Raw genomic sequence first — 17,016 nt, forward strand, 5'->3', positions numbered from 1 at the left:
CCTATTTTAATTCAACTTAAAAAAACCACAGCTTTATGGCCATGATCACTACGGCAACAACGAGAAAAGTCTTGATGAACCCGTCTCCCCGTTTTACCGAAAACCTACTGGCCACCCATGCACCCGATCCATTGCCTATGGCCAAAATTAAACCGATTTTCCAATTGACCTTATCGTGAAATGCAAATACGGCCAATGCCGCCAACATATAAATAAATACTACGGTGACCTTGGTGGCATTGGACCTTACCAGGTTCATCCGGTTGACGTAATGTGTGAACAGCATCATCAAGAACCCAAGGCCGGCATTGATGAAGCCCCCATAAATACCAAATCCGAAAAAAACAATCAGGCTGATCCATAAATATTTCCCGGTGAGACGTTCCTGCATTTCCTCCATCCGCATCTTGGGCTTAAAAATGATGATCAGCACCACGGCCAACATGACCATCGCCAATATCCGATTAAAGGTTTCCCCATTGATATCCACCGCTATCCAAGCCCCAAGAATAGACCCCAAAAAGGCAGAAATACCCAAATACACATTAAAGGGAAATGTGGAAATGCCCTTGCTCTTAAAACCGGCCGTGGCCATGGCCGTTTGGATGACAATGGCCACCCTATTGGTTCCATTGGCCACTGCAGCTGGAAGTCCCAAAAAAATGAGCGTCGGTAATGAAAGCAGGGAACCTCCTCCGGCCACGGTGTTGATAAATCCTACGGCAAAACCGACCGCGACCAGGAGCAAATAATGGTACCATTCTAGCATAGTTCAAAAGTACAGGCAATAATTGAATTCTGCCATGGATAAAAAATAAAATGATTTGGTTTTTCACAGAAGGAAAAAGCTTTATATATTTGCACCCGCTTAGGAGGAATGGCAGAGTGGTCGAATGCGGCAGTCTTGAAAACTGTTGAGGGTCACACCTCCGGGGGTTCGAATCCCTCTTCCTCCGCTTTATAACGTGAAAAGCCCCTTTTTTAGGGGCTTTTGTTTTTTGGTTGACAATCTAGTTGACAGAACTTGCTTTTATATGGTCAATTTTAAAAGGAGTCAATTTCTAATATTTTTGCATATTTTCCCTGATATTAACTTCAATAGCTTTATCTTATCCACTCGTAATCCCAACCTCTTCTCAATATTGACTTCTTTAGTCATAACTATAATAACTTTTAATGGAGAAGCCTGTTGTTCTATTTTCCAAATCCCATCATAAAGGAAAAGAAATACTGCTCGTTGGATTTGAGAATAATGCTAGACTTTCGGGGCCGTACTGCCAAATCGACTTGACAAGCTGTCCAGCCCCCCTCCATCACTCCCTAATAAAGGCCAGGAGATCTTTGTTGATGGTTTCCGCTTCCGTCGTCGGCATCCCATGCGGAAATCCAGGATACGAAATCAGTCTGCCCTTTTTAAGGAGTTTGACTGCCAGCTTGGCCGTTGTGTCTATAGGTACAATTTGATCATCATCCCCATGCATGACCAACACCGGAACTTTGACACTTTGCAGATCCTCCGTAAAATCCGTTTCGGAAAATGCCTTGATACAATCATAGTGTGCCTTTATGCCCCCCATCATTCCCTGACGCCACCAATTGTCCATTATTCCTTGGGAAACAACTGAATTATCACGGTTATAACCAAAAAAGGGAACTGTAAAATCCTTGAAATATTGGGGCCGACGTGTTGCAGTATTCAAACGGATCTCATCAAATACTGACATGGGGACACCATCAGGATATCGTTCCGTTTTTACCATTATTGGTGTCACGGCACTGATCAGCACCACCTTGGCCACTCGTTCTTGACCATACTTGGAAGCGTATCGAATGGCTTCCCCACCGCCGGTTGAGTGCCCCACGTGTATGGTGTTCCTCAAATCCAAGGCCGCAACCAACTCTGCTACATCGGCGGCATAAGTATCCATATTATGACCCGATCCTGTTTGGGTCGACCTTCCGTGTCCCCTCCTATCATGGGCAACTACTCGAAAGCCCTGATTGACAAAGAACATCATTTGTGCATCCCAATCATCACTGGAGAGCGGCCATCCATGATGGAAAAATATGGGTTGGCCCTCACCCCAATCCTTGTAACTGATTTCAGTCCCATCTTTTAATTTTAATGTTTTCATAGTGCTGTATTTTAAAGTTTAATTTCAATATCTGTTCCTAAGGATTAATTGTTTTATTCCTGCGAGCCATCCTTTTTTGCCGCGCATTCGATTGCTGTCATATTGGGATTCAAAACCGGAACTCAGCCGTGAGTACGGCGTGGAACAATGTAGCGGACAGTCCACTGTCCCGTAAAAAATCATCTGGAACAATCAGATTGGTCTCCAATTCCATATTGAGATGATTGTTTATGTCCAACCCATAGAGCAATCCAAATTGATTACCTATAAATGCTTTGGTGTTTACGGAAGGATATGCCAATTGTTGTCCAGCGTCATACACCCCATCTTCTTTGGAATAGCGCCAGAACACATCGTAATCCATTTCCACATAGTGGTTTGACTTCCTTATGTTCATATATGGGTGGAAATCGATTAGGTTTGACGGACCGAACCTTGCTACCCGGCCAAAATAGGCCCCTCTTGGATAAAGGGGATCAAAGGTGTTCAGATTCCCATCCCCTGGCTTCCTATCCCCACTGATCACTTCTGTTTTTAGGCCGAACACTGTCCCATCACCAAAAAAAGCTGTGCTCAGTTCACCGTTCAATGAGACGGTATAAGCCCGGATATCCAGTTCTCCAAAACGACCGAACTGATATACCCCTTCATTATTGAAACTGAATGTCCCCATCTTTCCGAAATAACGCACTCCCAAAGAATACCGCCTTTCATCCGCTGTACCCGCATTGTATGTGGCCCCATTGTCCTTTTGATAAAATCCATAAACATCAAGATTGGAAATCGGCCCAAACTTTTTGGTCACATACAATCCAGAAAATGTTTCATCGAAATTGAGATAGGTATTGTCAAAAATGCCCTGTCTTGTCCTTACGGGTACGGAGAAAAAAGTAGTAACATTGGTCAGTTCATCGACATAGTCCCAACGCAAGATATCAAAGGACCTTCGAACGTTGGGTCCCTCCCGGATGTCAATGAGTCTGCGACTTCCGAATTTCAAATTCTGTCTCCCCAGGGAAATGCTCAAATGGTCATCAAAATGATAGGTGGCAAAAGCTTGGTTCATTGCCAATACATCCTTGTCCACGGGTGAAACGTCTTTTTTACCCACTACAGTGCTCGAATTCAATTCAAGATAAAGTTCAAAATGGTTTTGGATCCTTAAATGGGTATGCAACAACAACCGCTGGAGATACCAAATATTATCTTGATTTCCCATGGTGGTGAAGTTTTCATGGATAAAATGTTCCGTTTGAAAGCGATAACTTCCTCCCAATGACAATGCACTATGCTCCGTTAACCCGATCCATTTTAGGTCCTCATAAATGGTTTTTTCCCTCTGTTCCAATAGGAAGGACATATCATCATCTTGACCCAGCAAATGGAAGACCATTGGTACCTTATCCTGGGCATACCCTACATATGACACAAACAATATGGAAAAAACACCCCAAAAAATCTTTGGAAAACGTATCATATACGGTTTTTAAACATTATGATTTTGACCATCTCCAATCCTAAATATGGACGTTCCTTTCTATGATTTTTAAAGAAAATCCTGTTTCAGGGGGATTTTCATCTATTCAGTTTGGTAAACAAGACGGTATCCAAGGCGTATTTCCCCGGGCCCACCACAAAAATGAAAAGGTAGACCAAGGAATACATGAAGGGCACATCCTTCACCAACAGCGGGTCATGGGCGTGGACCACCCAATAACCCGTCAATGTCACCACCAAAACCGGCACTGTTGCCAATCTTGTGAGAAATCCGAAAATGATGAGAATCGGAAAACCCAAATTGCTCGCAATGGCCAGGAATTCGTTCAATTGTTCCGGTAATCCCAGCGGATTGGGCACCTTTTCGGGAATAGCAACCCCGATTCCGATTTTTTTGAATCCATGGACCACAATTAGTTCCAAGGAAGCTAGGGTTCGAAGGGCCAAAAGGGCAATATGGACAACCTTTCCAGTAATGTCCGTTGACAAAAATCGCATTAAGACCTTACGCATCATGACCTTTGAAATTAACCTCAAGACTATAGAACACTGGTATAGGATTCCTCCTGTACTCGGATAAACTGTAATTCAATGATCAGCTTCACTTCCTCCCCAACAAGCACACCACCAGTTTCCAACGCAGTGTTCCAATTAAGGCCCCAATCCTTTCTGTTCAGGCTCCCCACCAATCCAAACCCGGCCTTTTCATTGCCCCATGGATCCTGTGCAGATCCATGAAATTCTGCTCTCAGGGAAATGGGTCTACTGATGCCCTTCAAGGTCAATATCCCTTTTAGTACAAAATCCCCATCCCCATCTTTGGTATAGGAAGTCGATTCATAAGTGAATTCGGGATACTTTTCCGCGTCAAAGAAATCGGTTCCCAATAAATGGGCATCCCTATCAGGGTTTCCTGTGTTCAACGAGGATACCTTCCCCCTGAACTTAAATTGACCGTCCTGAAGGAAATGATCTTCGGTTTCCGCTTCCGCTTCAAATTCCCTAAAGTGTCCAGATACATTGGTAAACATCATATGTTTTACCTTAAAACCTATTTCCGAATGGTTGGAATCAATCATCCATTTTGTAGTTTCCATAATTTTCGCTTTTAAATCAGTTTCAATAGTTATTATTTTAAATTGGAGGCTTTTCAACAAGACCCCACATTCTCCCATTCCTATGGATTTAGCCCTACCGGTTCCATTGACATTTTTTTGATTTCCCTATAGGCTGTGGGAAGATTGAAATTGTAATGCAGCCAATGGAATAGGACATATCCTTTGTCAAATTCCTTCATTGGGGTTGCCTCAAGGGTCTGTTCCAGGGTAAGTCCCCTTTTTATGGCCCGTTCCATATGTTCCTTCAAGGTATTGACGTAGTCGACCGTAAACTTGATTCCCTCTTTATCGGTAATGCGACCATGGCCCGGGACAACAACATCGTTTGCCCCCAACAGGTTGTACATTTTATTGAGGTTGGCGACCGGCTCAAGAAAGAAACCATCAAAAAGCCATGGAATGGTGGGTGACTCGGCAATAAATGCATTGCCCGCCCATAGAATGTTCTTGGTATTCGTTCTGACATATACAAACAGATCCGCAGGGGATTGGGCAGTTCCAGTGTTCATAAGTTCTATTTTAAGGTCTTTCCCCATATTGATGACCATTTTTTGGTCTTTCGGAACAATAATATCGGCAGCCCTTAGCTCACTTTCCTCAATGCCCCTATCCTTACCGAAAAGCATTACCATGAATTGTTTGATGCTCTGGTAATTGTTGGCCAGGTTCTTTTGTCCGTACTCATTTTGGATGATCAGGGTTGGATCGGGCAACAGATAGTTCCCAAAACAATGGTCTCCATGGTCACTGGTGTTAATGGCATAGAGTATCGGCTTTTGGGTTACACCCTTTACCAGGGTATACAGTTGGTCATAAAGTCTTTTGGACAACATAGTCTCAATTAAGACCACCCCCTTTTCCCCAATGATAAACCCTGCTGTCGTGGCCTGCGGTATTCCTTTTGTTGTCTCTGTCTCTGCGGTAACCGGAATTACGGCATAGACATCATCCGTGATTTTGTGTAAGGTCAGTGATACCTTGTTCGCATCCCATATAGGTACTTCAGGGGGCATGGGAAATTGGGAATACAAAGGATTGATGGACATCATGACGATCATTGCATACAAAAGTCCACACATGCCATATTTAATAATGGTTTCCATTCATTTCAGTTTTTGGATTCAACAGCGGTTTAGTTTTGATAGCCACCATAATAGTTGACGGGCGACCATTCGGGAATCACCGGTGGCAATGGTGGATTGTAGCCCTCGTAGCTACCAGAGCCAAATACGATTTTTCCGTTTAGTACCGTGAGCAATGAGGTTATCCCTTTGATATCATCGTCCTTAATGGAGAAATAGTCATCAGAAAGCAGGGTCATATCGGCATACATTCCTTTGATAAGTTTTCCCTTGACATTTTCCTCACCCGAACACCATGCACTACCTGAAGTATATAGTTGAAGTGCAGTAAACCGGTCCAAGACTTGGTCCTTGGGCCAAAATTGCATGTCACCAATAGTTTTCCCGGTAATGAGCCAATGCATGGCCATCCATGGATTATAGGTCGAAATCCGGGTCGCATCGGTACCCATACCTACTGGAATCCCCATTTCCAACATTTTCTTTATGGGCGGTATCTGTTGTTTGGGCTTGCCGTATCGCTTGGTGTACAATTCCCCTTGGAAATACATCCGGAATTGGACCGCAATACCCCCTCCAAGTTTTTGCACACGTTTGAGTTCGGAATCGGAGATGGTTTCGGCATGGTCAAAAAACCATCTCAGTCCATTGAAAGGGGTTTCCGCATTCACTTTTTCAAAGACATTCAACATTCGATCTATGGATTCGCCATAGGTGGCATGTAACCTGAAGGGCCATCTATTTTTGACCAGAAGCTTGATCACGGGCTCTAGATCCTCTTCCATCTGCTCGGAAAGAATGGTCCTTGGTTCCAGAAAATTTTCAAAATCTGCCGCCGTGGCCACAATGTTTTCACCCGCCCCTTCCATGGAAAAACCATTGGCCATGAGCATTTGATCGTTCTTGTTGGGATGAGTACACAGTATCCATTCCTGGTAATCCTGTAATTCCCGATCCTTTTGTTGGGCAAACAAATAATAGGAGGTTCTCACCGTCAACTTATTTTCCTGTGCCAACTGGAGGGCCACTTCATAATCGGCTGGATAATTCTGTCCTCCCCCGGCCGCATCAACGGCACTGGTGATCCCAAAACGGTTCAGTTCCCGGTAGAAATGTAAGGTACTGTTAAGTCGTTCCTCTTGGTCCAATTTGGTGGTTAGGCCCAATGTGGAATAAATGGCCCTAGGGGTTTCCTTGGCAAAGATCAACCCGGTGGGCACACTATCCTTATCCAATTCCACCAGACTTCCTTCATAATAGGTATTCCTGTCATAGCCCAAGACCTCGATACCCTTTTTATTGATAAAGGCCTTTCCGTAGAGGTAGGTAATGTATACGGGCTTGTTCGGTACGGCAGCGTTGATTTCTGCTATGGTAGGTTGGCGCTTTTCCTTGAACTGGTATTCGTTCCAACCCCCGACAACTTTGATCCATTTGCCTTCCGGAGTCCTTTCTGCCTGCTCCTTGAGCATTTCCATAGCCCTTTTCAAGGTCTTTACTCCGTCCCATCGAAGCTCGCTGTTAAAATTCAGCCCCTCCCGAATGATATGGATATGGCTATCGTTCAAACCAGGGATCACAGTTTTTCCGGAAGCATCGATTACTCGGGTGGAATCATTTTTATAATTTGACAAAATGGATTCCGAGGTTCCAGTGGCCAAGATGATGCCATCTTTTGAGGCGATTGCCTCCACAAATTCCCCTGGCTTTTCCATAGTGGCCACTTTGCCATTGTATAGTATAAAATCGGCATTATGCTGGGCACTGGTGAAAAAACCTATCAACAGCATCGATATAGAGATGTATTTATACATGACTTGACTTTATTAAAATTGGAGATGATTAAGTAGGACTGTATTATCCCTTTAAAAAGAAATCCATTAATCCTTTTTGAACCTGTTCCGTTTGTTCTTGGACCACCCAGTGCCCAGACCCCTTGATTTTTGCCTCGGTAACCTCTTCTGCCACAAGCCGGCAATGCTCTGCCAGAAATGGTGCACTGAAATATTCCCCACCCATGGCAAGCATGGGCATTTCCAGTTTATGTTTCATGAATTCATGGTTGTCAATGACATCCTTCTGAAAATCCCCGAACCAATGAAAACTACCTGTGGTAGATCCTTTGACCGAATAGGCCCGTATGAACTCATCCTCCTCATCTTTTGAGAATGGGCGTTTCATTGGGGTGACCGTGGTCCAAAAGTCCTTAAAAAACATTTCTTCCTTCCCGGCTACGACTTCCCCTGCCACGGGTCTGGAAAAGAACCCAAAATGCCATACCGTTGTGGACAATTGTTGCCAAACCGGCTCGACCCCAGGGAGCAATGCATCCAATAACGCTATTTTCTTTACTTCATTTCCGAACTGTGCCGCATAGGCATATGCGACCATCATTCCAATATCGTGACCTACCAAATTGATCTTTTCGTAGCCCAGTTGCTTGACCATTTCATGGATATCGACGGCCATGGTCTTTTTGTCATAACCGCTTTCCGGTTTATCCGATTCACCGATTCCCCTGAGGTCAGGGGCGATGACGGTGAAATGTTTGGAGAGCTCAGGCAATAATCGGTTCCACATATACCAGTTTTGGCCAAATCCGTGTAGCAGTACCAAGGGCTCCCCTTTTCCACCTATGACATAGTGCAAGTTGATCCCATTAACATTCGCCATTTGGTGTTGAAAATTGGATGGTGGTTCCGCCGGAACCATTATTGCCTCTGCAACTGGTTCGGTTGGGGTCGCATTAATTTCCTTTGCCTCCTGTTTCTTTCCCATACAACCGGTCAACAGGACCATGACTATGATAGAACTGCAACTTAGAGTTGAAATTCTCAAGAGTTTTGTTTTTTTCATGTCTTCAATGTTTATCGTTTTAATATATTTTTTATGGATTTGCCCAATTGTGGCCCTTAATGTTTGAGCATTTCTTGGGCATACTGAACGCCAAGTCCATACCCTCCACCATATTTCTTAATGAGATCGTTGACTTGTACATAGGTTGATTTTCGGGCCCAATCCCTTTGGAGTTCAAGCAGATATTGCACAGAAGTCATGGGTTTCACACCTGCTTGGACCATTCTTTCGATACTGATTTCATGGGCTTCCTTGCTTACATCCCCGCAAGCATCGGTAAGGATGTAGACATCATATCCCTCCGCTAGGGCAGAGAGTGCCGGTCCTGTGATACATACACTTGTCCAAAGTCCGGCAAAGACGATCTTCTTTTTCCTTTTTCCAATAATGGCTTTGTGGGCATTGACATCCTCCCACGTATTCATTGTGGTCCTATCCAAGTATGTGGTGGATGTGGGTGGATAAAACTCCATAATTTCTGGGAAGACAGGTCCGCTGAAGGACTTTTCTGCCACTGTGGTCACCACGGTCGCAACATTGAAAATCTTGGAGGCCCCTGCGATTATCGCAGTATTGTTCCTAAGTTCGTAAATGCTTCCACTTGATACTGCAAATGCCATTTGGCCTTCAAAATCAATAAGGACCAATGCATGGTTCTCGGGAGTTAGAAGGTCTGGTGATGGTGTTTGTCCATAATGTACAAGCGAGAACAGGCTTGCCACTGCGATAATGATACTCTTGACTTTTTTTTCCATTGTAGTGTTATTTAGGTTGAACAAATTTTTAATTGTACTTCTCATTGGCTGCTTTTAATTCCATGGTCTTTTCAATCCAGTTCCATATGTATGAAGCATCCTCTCTCCAAGTAGGTTGCCCCAGCACATAATGGTTCCGGCCCTTGAACTCTATATAGTCGGTTACGGATTTGCTTTCGCCATATTTTCTATAATTGGCATAGTTGAGGGATGCCGGGATGGAGTGGTCATTACTCCCGGAGGTAATGAGCAATGGGGGGCGGGCATCCATAAAATTTATCTTTGCTGCCTTTGTTATGGTATCCCGTACCATTTTTTTGGATTCCGGAACAACATATTGGTAATAGGATTCCTTTTGCTCCTCGCACGGCATTCCATTGGTAAAGGCATATTGCCATTGTTCAAAGGACATGAGGTATGCCCTTTTGGTCGATGTAAAAAAACCTAGGGCACCCCAACCTGCCTTTAAAAAGGACCATTTAAGGGTAAAAATTCCTTGTGGGGGAACCGGATGAATGGCCACACCTGCCGACCCGATGCCGCGTTGTAATAGGATTTGAACAATCAGTCCACCTATGGAATGTCCAATAAGTATAGGCTCCACGGAAAGGGATTTTGCCGTTTGGGCGAAAAAATCCGTCAGATCGGACAACCGATTGGATGCAATGCCGTGATTGGGTTGACCGTTACGAAGTTCTTCAGGGGAAAGATCTTTGTTGGGCCAAGCTGGTGCAAGGGTACTATAGCCCTTACTTTCAAAATAGGATTTCCAAGGGTCCCAGCAACTGTTATGGATAAATGCCCCGGTAATGAAAAGAATCGTTTTGACTCGCATATGCTCCTGTATTTAAGGTTTGCCCAATGGAATACATCTTAAATACCAAAAATATATTTACTTGATTATCAAATAATTAAAAAATAAAAAGCATCTCAAGACCACGAAATCCCATGGCTTTACACCGAAAACCGTGAAATAAAACGGTTTTTTGGTGTTCAGAAATGAACCCAAGCATGTATAATTACATTTTTTAAAAATTGAAAGCCAGGTATTTAGATATTTCCTAATTTGGTTTTGTAATGTACTTCATCATCGTTTCAGAAATTGGAAAGGAATTTGGGCAAATGACATAAAAAGTGATGTATAGGTGGTTAGTATGCGTGTGTTCATTGGTATGGGCTTATTCATCCTGTTATGCCCAAGAACCTGTATTCAAATCTTCCAAGGAATTACGTGCACTCTTAAAGGCTAGCAAACCTGACACCAATCGCATTAAATTGCAGTTCGAACTGGGAAATTCCTATCTGGATAGGTTTGGCTTTGTCCTGGAGCAGCATAACATCTTATCGGACAGTGCCATCACCCTGTTCAAGGAAGCACTCTTTCTAAGTGATTCCCTTCAATTGGATTCCTATAAAGATCAAAGTCTATGCCTACTAGGCAATGCTTATTTAAGGATTGGTGATGTATCAAAGGGCAGGGAATATTTTATGGAGGTCATACATAAACTTCGGATTGAGGGAAATAGGCAAAAGGAGGCCCGGACATGGCAACAGTTGGGCTATAGCTATAATAGGGAGTTGGGAAACTATGATCCAACCCTGTTGGCCTTTCAAAATGCATTGGACCTATATCGGGAATTGGATGATAGGGACAATGAAGCCGGGGTCATGTTGAAAATTGCCGACCACCATTTTGCCTTTGGAAAATTTTACCTGGCCGAAAAAGAATTGTTATGGGTCTTGGACACTTATTTAAGCGTCGGGCATCAAAAGTTATATGATACCTATTATATGCTATCCGTGGTCAACAGATATCGGGGGGATTTTGATAAATCCCTTTTTTACGCAGAAGCGTGCATAAACAATATGGAACAGACAAAGGACATCAAAAATGCAGAGATATTTTACGGGGAGCTTGCCTTGGTTTTTCAGGAATTGGGACAACATGAGGAAAGTATAAAATGGTACCGCAAGGATTTGGACCTTATCACAAAGAAGAATCGAAATAAGAGTCTTATATATAGGACGACTGGATTATTGGCCCTTCAATTGATAAAGCAAGGGAAAGCAAGCGAAGCGATGTTGCTTGTCACAGATATAAATAAAAAATTTAAGCCGGTTACCCCTTTGGAGTTGGCAACGGTGGCCCAAAACTTGGGGTATTGCCATGAAGCCATGCTAGATTATCCCAAGGCAGAGAAGTATTATCTCGAAATGATAGATCAATACAATAAATCAAGCTATGATGACGGGTTCCAGACGCTGGCCTATAGGGATGCAGGGAATTTTTTCTTAAAGACAAAAAAGAACGTGCTCGCACAATATTTTTTGAACATGGCGACTTCAAAGGAAGAAACAAAACTCCCCCGGTCGGTTATCAAAGACATTTATCTTTCCAATTTCAAGGCAGATTCCGCAGTCGGAAATTATTTATCCGCCATTGCATCCTTCCAAAAATACAAAAGCCTGAATGATACCATATTCAACGATAAACGCAACAAACAATTGGAGGAATTGCAGGTAAAATATGAAACAGCGAGAAAGGAAAGTGAGATCCAACAATTGAGTAACAATAATATGGTACAGGAAAACAAGCTTAAAAATTCCCGTATCCTGCGCAACAGTATTATTTCAGTGGCCCTTGTTCTGATAGGGATTATATACTATCGCTATCACTTAAAACAGAAAACGAACAAAATGTTGGCATACAGTCAAATTGAAATTGCCCAAAAGAACAGACATCTAGAACGATTGGTCAACGAAAAAGATTGGTTGGTAAAGGAAATCCATCATCGTGTAAAAAACAATTACCAAATGGTAATGGGCCTTTTGGGAGCACAATCCGGGTACCTTAAACATGAGGAGGCCTTAACAGCAATCCAGGAAAGTAAACAAAGGATCCAGGCCTTGTCCATCATCCATCAAAAACTGTATCAATCCAATAATCTTTCTGCCATTAATATGAAGGATTATGTCCCAGAACTTGTGGAATTTCTAAAATTCAGTTATAACCAAGACCCAAAAATAAAGTTCAGCTTAAATATAGAACAGATCATATTGGATCACTCGTATGCCATACCCCTTGGCTTGATCTTGAATGAGACCATAACGAATTCCATCAAATATGCATTTCCCGGAAAATCCGAAGGGACCATTACTATTTCCCTACGGAATACTAAAAAAGGGCAAATTGAATTGGTGATTCAGGATAATGGGGTCGGAATTCCGGACAGGTACACGAACAAAGCCCCAAATTCTATGGGTTTGAACCTTATTAAAGGTCTTTGTGAGGATATTGCAGGCGTTTGCACACTTGAAAACAAAGGTGGTACAAGGATTTCCATTCTTTTCCACGGCAGTTAGATGGAGTGTTGAAACCACTGATATCAGACTTTTGAATATTAAAACATGAAAGAAAAGATTCTCATCGTTGAAGATCAATTTATCGAAGCCGATTACCTAAGATCCATGCTTATAAGAGGAGGCTACCATGTATGCGACATTGCAAGATCGGTATTACAGGCCCAAGAAATTTTAAAACGAGACAAGCCAAGAATGGTCCTATTGGACATTTTCTTGAAGGGAAAAGCAACCGGTATAGACCTGGCTCATCAATTAAAAAAAGACCATATTGCCTTTATCTATCTATCAGCCAACTCCAATCAAGACATATTGACCCAAGTAAAACCTACGGAACCCTATGGTTTTCTGGTAAAACCCTTCAAGGAAAAGGACCTTCTGGTTGCATTGGAGATTGCCCAATACCGTATGGAGTTCAGCTTGGAATCCAGACTTCACAGGGAAGAAATCCTACAGAAACGATTAGGGGACATCTTTATGGGCAAGGGAAATTGGAGAGATAAATTACTGGCCTTAAGCAGAAACTTTCAGCCCTATTTTCCTTTTGATTATTTGTCGGCAGGTCTCATCAATTCGTACAGGGATTCCTCAAACGAAACGGGCTTTTTAAGAATAGGGTTCAATGAGTACCAATATATTGGAAGAGAGGAATTATATAACATTACAGGCATCACTTCCCAGCATATAAGGAACTCCCAACCCCAAGGGGGAATGGTTCCTACCTCTTATTTTCGTAACGCCGATTTTTTTAAGGAGGATATTAAAAAAAATTCCCTGACGAAACTAATTGCCGAAGCCTTCAAGGTAAATGCGCAACTCGTATTTCTACTCCGGTTACACGACGGCCAACGGTTCCATTTTCACTTTTACAGTAAAAACCCGAATGCTTATACTTCGGAGCATATTGCAGTCTTCGATCGAATAGAGGTTCAGTTGGTAAAAGGTTTGGATACGATTTTTGTGGCTGATAGACATCAGGATTCTGCTTTAAATACGGAATCAACAGAAAATTTTGACGGTACCGGTTTTTCCATTCCATTGCACGGGATTGTAGGTAGAAGTCATCTACTGTTAAAAGTTATCGACCATGCAAGGATAGTCGCCCCAACGGATACATCGGTTTTGGTTTTGGGGGAAAGCGGGACAGGCAAGGAAAAGATTGCGCATTGCATTCACAACTTATCATCCAGAAAGGAGCGACCCTTTGTAAAGGTCAACTGCGCCAATCTTCCAACGAATCTTATTGAATCCGAATTGTTCGGCCATGAAAAAGGGGCATTCACGGGTGCCATCGAGAGGCGTATAGGCAAGTTTGAACAAGCTGATAACGGCACAATCTTCCTTGATGAAATTGGGGAACTTTCCCTTGAACTTCAAATGAAATTATTGGCCGTCTTACAAGAAAGGGAAATTGAACGCGTGGGGTCCCAATCCGTCAAAAAAGTGAATGTTCGCGTCATTGCAGCAACCAATAGAAATTTGGAAAAAGAAGTAGCTGAGGGAAGGTTCAGACTTGATCTTTATTATAGGCTCAACGTTTTTCCGATCATTCTGCCCCCCTTACGTGAGCGAAGGGAAGATATTGCTGCGCTGTCCGCTCATTTTATCCAACATTACAATCGAAAGACCGGAAAAAAAATTATTGGGCTTTCCGATAAGGCCCTGAAAAAGCTTGAAGAATACCATTGGCCCGGAAACATCCGTGAACTGGAACATTTGATCGAACGAAATATTTTATTGAGTAAGGAACCCATGATCGATGATATCCAAATCATACCCCTTTATCAAAAAAATGCAGACATGTCTTTGGGATCTCGAATAAAAACCATGGAAGAGAACGAAAGGGACCACATTCTGTTTACCTTGGAAAAATGCAATGGAAAGATTTGGGGGGCCGGTGCCGCAGCGGAATTATTGAACCTACATCCTTCCACCCTTAAATCCAAAATGAAGAAATTGGGTATCAAAAAGAATTTTACCAACTAAGGGAAGATATATCCATGGGATCCGGTACTATGAATAGATTGTATACTATCCCAAAAATCATAACTTTTAACCTTCTATTACATTAAGTTACTTCGTCTTAAATACTGCACGGTAGGTTTTAAGATTTTGCTCGAATTGTGTTTTAATATTCCCAAGCCCTTTGGGGATATACGGATATTCCCTCTTAATACTACAACGCTATAGTGTTAAATTTTCAAAGTTTTTAAATTTAAACAAACGTTTAATTTAAACGATTGTTTAGTTTTGTCCTCGTTTTTAACCTTAGACCATTACTTATGGACTTTAACGAGAAACAAATTCAAATCCTGAAAGTGGCCGAAAAGCTTTTTGCAGAAATAGGTTTTGATGGCACCTCGGTTCGGCATATTGCCAAGGAAGCCGATGTAAACGTGGCCATGATATCCTACTACTTTGGCTCCAAGGAGAAGTTATTAGAGGCCCTTTTATTGTATCGCGTAGCAGATTTCAAAATGGAACTGGAAACCGTAATGGTTCAGAATTTGCCCCATGTCGAAAAGCTGGATGCATTGGTTTCCTTAATGGTCAACCGCATCCACCGAAACCGCCGCACCCATAAGATCATCAATTACGAGTACACGAACACTTGTAGACAAATCGACTTTGATGCTTATGTGGAACAGAAAAAGGATAGTCTCGGAATCATTGAAGCTTTTGTAAAAGATGGGCAGAACAAAGGCGTATTCAAGACCGATGTCCATACCAAACTTTTAGGGGCCACGGTCATTGGAACCTATTTTCAGGTCTACAACAACAAACCTTTTTATAAAAAACTCCTTGGGTTGGATTCTGATGAGGCTTTTGAAAACTACATGCTCACCTCCCTCACCCAGCACATTCAACAAACCATAAAATCATTGCTGCTAAATGAAAAATAAAGTATCCCTCCTTGTGCTATTGTGCTTCATGTCGATAGTGTATGCACAAGCCCAAAACACCCAACAGCTCACCTTGCAAGAAGCCGTGGAACTGGCATTGCAAAACAGTGATGGGGCCAAGGCGTCGGAAGCTAGGCTGAATGTCGCCGAAAGCGAGATAAATGTCACCAAAAACCTGCAATATCCCGACCTGAAACTATCTGGTCAGTACATGTACCTGACCAATGCCGATGTCAACCTAAAATTGGCCACAGGTTCCAGTGATGGCGAGGGAGATAGTGGTTCTTCCCCTAAGGTCAACCAACTTTTGTTGGGACAGGCCAGTGCGAGTATGCCTTTGTTTTCTGGGTTTAAGCTGAAGAACACCGTTAAATCATCCGAGCATTTGTATCAAGCGGCCTCATTCAATGCCAAAAATGATAATGAGACCATTGCGTTGAACGTCATTCAGGAATATATCAGCCTGTACAAATCGCGACAAGCGGTGACCCTCATCGAGGAAAACCTGAAAAGTGCCCAACAAAGGGTCAAGGATTTTTCGGCTATGGAACAGAATGGGCTTTTAGCTCGAAACGATCTCTTAAAGGCACAATTGCAAGAAAGCAATGTGGAAGTATCCTTGGAGGAAGCCAAAAAGAATGCCCGCATCTTAAATTATGAACTGGCCACTTTATTGAAATTGCCGGAAGAAACGAACATTGAAACAGCAACCACCGAGTTCGGTTTGGTAGGTTCCCCCACTGTTTCAATTGGGACCGACCGTTTTGACCTTGAGGCGTTAAAATATCAAAAAGAAGCCGCAGATGACCAGGTAAAGGTGGCCCAAAGCAAATACTACCCCTCGTTGTCCCTATCCGGCGGATACATAGCCCTGGACCTTCAAAATGCCATCACAGTGACCAATGCCATGAATGTTGGCGTGGGAGTATCGTATAATCTTTCGGACCTATTTAAAGCCAAAAGCGATATCAAATTGGCAAAGTACAAAGCCGAGGAACTTCACTATAATCTAGATGCCTTTACGGATAAAGTCAAGGTTCAGGTGGAGAATGCCAACCAGGAATACGAACTGGCGCTAAAAACGCACAACATGTACCTAAAATCCGAGGAGCAGGCCAAAGAAAACTACCGAATTGTAAAGGATAAATATGATAATGGTCTTGCCGACACCAACGACCTATTGGACGCCGATGTGCAGCAATTGCAGGCCCGCATCCAATTGGCATATGCAGAAGCCAACATCACCCAGCGGTATTATGAGCTGTTAACGGCAAAAGGACAATTAACGAACACATTACAAAACTAATCCC

At 42.8% G+C, this 17,016-nt stretch carries 14 protein-coding genes and 1 tRNA gene; 5 read left to right on the top strand and 10 right to left on the bottom strand.

Features of this window, described 5'->3' with window-relative positions; genetic code table 11:
- Nucleotides 1-16: 16 nt before the first annotated feature.
- A complete protein-coding gene (locus D2V05_RS17670; RefSeq protein ID WP_119648842.1) occupies nucleotides 17-769 on the bottom strand; it encodes a sulfite exporter TauE/SafE family protein in 753 nt (250 codons plus the stop codon).
- A gap of 102 nt (nucleotides 770-871) precedes the next feature.
- Here D2V05_RS17670 and D2V05_RS17675 point away from each other — a divergent pair.
- Nucleotides 872-956 (top strand) — tRNA-Ser (locus D2V05_RS17675).
- A gap of 357 nt (nucleotides 957-1,313) precedes the next feature.
- Here the strand turns inward: D2V05_RS17675 and D2V05_RS17680 are convergent.
- The 9 genes from D2V05_RS17680 to D2V05_RS17720 form a co-directional block, all read right to left on the bottom strand.
- Nucleotides 1,314-2,135, bottom strand: coding sequence for an alpha/beta fold hydrolase (locus D2V05_RS17680; RefSeq protein ID WP_119648843.1), 822 nt, complete (start codon nucleotides 2,133-2,135; stop codon nucleotides 1,314-1,316).
- 109 nt (nucleotides 2,136-2,244) lie between these two features.
- A complete protein-coding gene (locus tag D2V05_RS17685; protein ID WP_119648844.1) occupies nucleotides 2,245-3,612 on the bottom strand; it encodes a porin in 1,368 nt (455 codons plus the stop codon).
- 98 nt (nucleotides 3,613-3,710) lie between these two features.
- Nucleotides 3,711-4,148, bottom strand: coding sequence for a DoxX family protein (locus D2V05_RS17690; RefSeq protein ID WP_119648845.1), 438 nt, complete (start codon nucleotides 4,146-4,148; stop codon nucleotides 3,711-3,713).
- A 23-nt stretch (nucleotides 4,149-4,171) separates the two neighbouring features.
- Nucleotides 4,172-4,729: a YceI family protein gene (locus tag D2V05_RS17695; RefSeq protein WP_119648846.1), complete on the bottom strand. Its 558-nt coding sequence runs from the start codon at nucleotides 4,727-4,729 to the stop codon at nucleotides 4,172-4,174.
- Between the two features lie 80 nt (nucleotides 4,730-4,809).
- Nucleotides 4,810-5,853: an MBL fold metallo-hydrolase gene (locus D2V05_RS17700; RefSeq protein ID WP_147378307.1), complete on the bottom strand. Its 1,044-nt coding sequence runs from the start codon at nucleotides 5,851-5,853 to the stop codon at nucleotides 4,810-4,812.
- Nucleotides 5,854-5,882: 29 nt separating this feature from the next.
- Nucleotides 5,883-7,646 carry an amidohydrolase gene (locus D2V05_RS17705; protein ID WP_119648848.1) on the bottom strand — a complete coding sequence of 588 codons (1,764 nt, stop codon included), beginning with the start codon at nucleotides 7,644-7,646 and terminating at the stop codon, nucleotides 5,883-5,885.
- 43 nt (nucleotides 7,647-7,689) lie between these two features.
- Complete coding sequence (locus D2V05_RS17710) at nucleotides 7,690-8,688, bottom strand: alpha/beta fold hydrolase (RefSeq protein ID WP_220473577.1); 999 nt, start codon at nucleotides 8,686-8,688, stop codon at nucleotides 7,690-7,692.
- A gap of 56 nt (nucleotides 8,689-8,744) precedes the next feature.
- The gene (locus D2V05_RS17715; RefSeq protein ID WP_119648849.1) at nucleotides 8,745-9,443 is read right to left on the bottom strand and encodes a hydrolase; all 699 of its coding nucleotides are present in this window, start codon (nucleotides 9,441-9,443) and stop codon (nucleotides 8,745-8,747) included.
- 28 nt (nucleotides 9,444-9,471) lie between these two features.
- The gene (locus tag D2V05_RS17720; protein ID WP_119648850.1) at nucleotides 9,472-10,278 is read right to left on the bottom strand and encodes an alpha/beta hydrolase; all 807 of its coding nucleotides are present in this window, start codon (nucleotides 10,276-10,278) and stop codon (nucleotides 9,472-9,474) included.
- Between the two features lie 440 nt (nucleotides 10,279-10,718).
- Here D2V05_RS17720 and D2V05_RS17725 point away from each other — a divergent pair, with 440 nt between their 5' ends.
- The 4 genes from D2V05_RS17725 to D2V05_RS17740 all read left to right on the top strand — a co-directional run bounded on the left by D2V05_RS17725 (nucleotide 10,719) and on the right by D2V05_RS17740 (nucleotide 17,012).
- A complete protein-coding gene (locus D2V05_RS17725; RefSeq protein WP_183114857.1) occupies nucleotides 10,719-12,806 on the top strand; it encodes a tetratricopeptide repeat-containing sensor histidine kinase in 2,088 nt (695 codons plus the stop codon).
- A 45-nt stretch (nucleotides 12,807-12,851) separates the two neighbouring features.
- The gene (locus D2V05_RS17730) at nucleotides 12,852-14,789 is read left to right on the top strand and encodes a sigma 54-interacting transcriptional regulator (protein WP_119648852.1); all 1,938 of its coding nucleotides are present in this window, start codon (nucleotides 12,852-12,854) and stop codon (nucleotides 14,787-14,789) included.
- 296 nt (nucleotides 14,790-15,085) lie between these two features.
- Entirely contained in the window at nucleotides 15,086-15,706 is a 621-nt protein-coding gene (locus D2V05_RS17735) for a TetR/AcrR family transcriptional regulator (protein WP_119648853.1), read from the top strand.
- Entirely contained in the window at nucleotides 15,696-17,012 is a 1,317-nt protein-coding gene (locus tag D2V05_RS17740; protein WP_119648854.1) for a TolC family protein, read from the top strand. The genes D2V05_RS17735 and D2V05_RS17740 overlap by 11 nt, the downstream gene beginning before the upstream one ends.
- The last annotated feature ends 4 nt before the right edge of the window (nucleotides 17,013-17,016 follow it).

This window comes from Flagellimonas pelagia, assembly GCF_003584135.1.
Lineage (GTDB): Bacteria > Bacteroidota > Bacteroidia > Flavobacteriales > Flavobacteriaceae > Flagellimonas > Flagellimonas pelagia.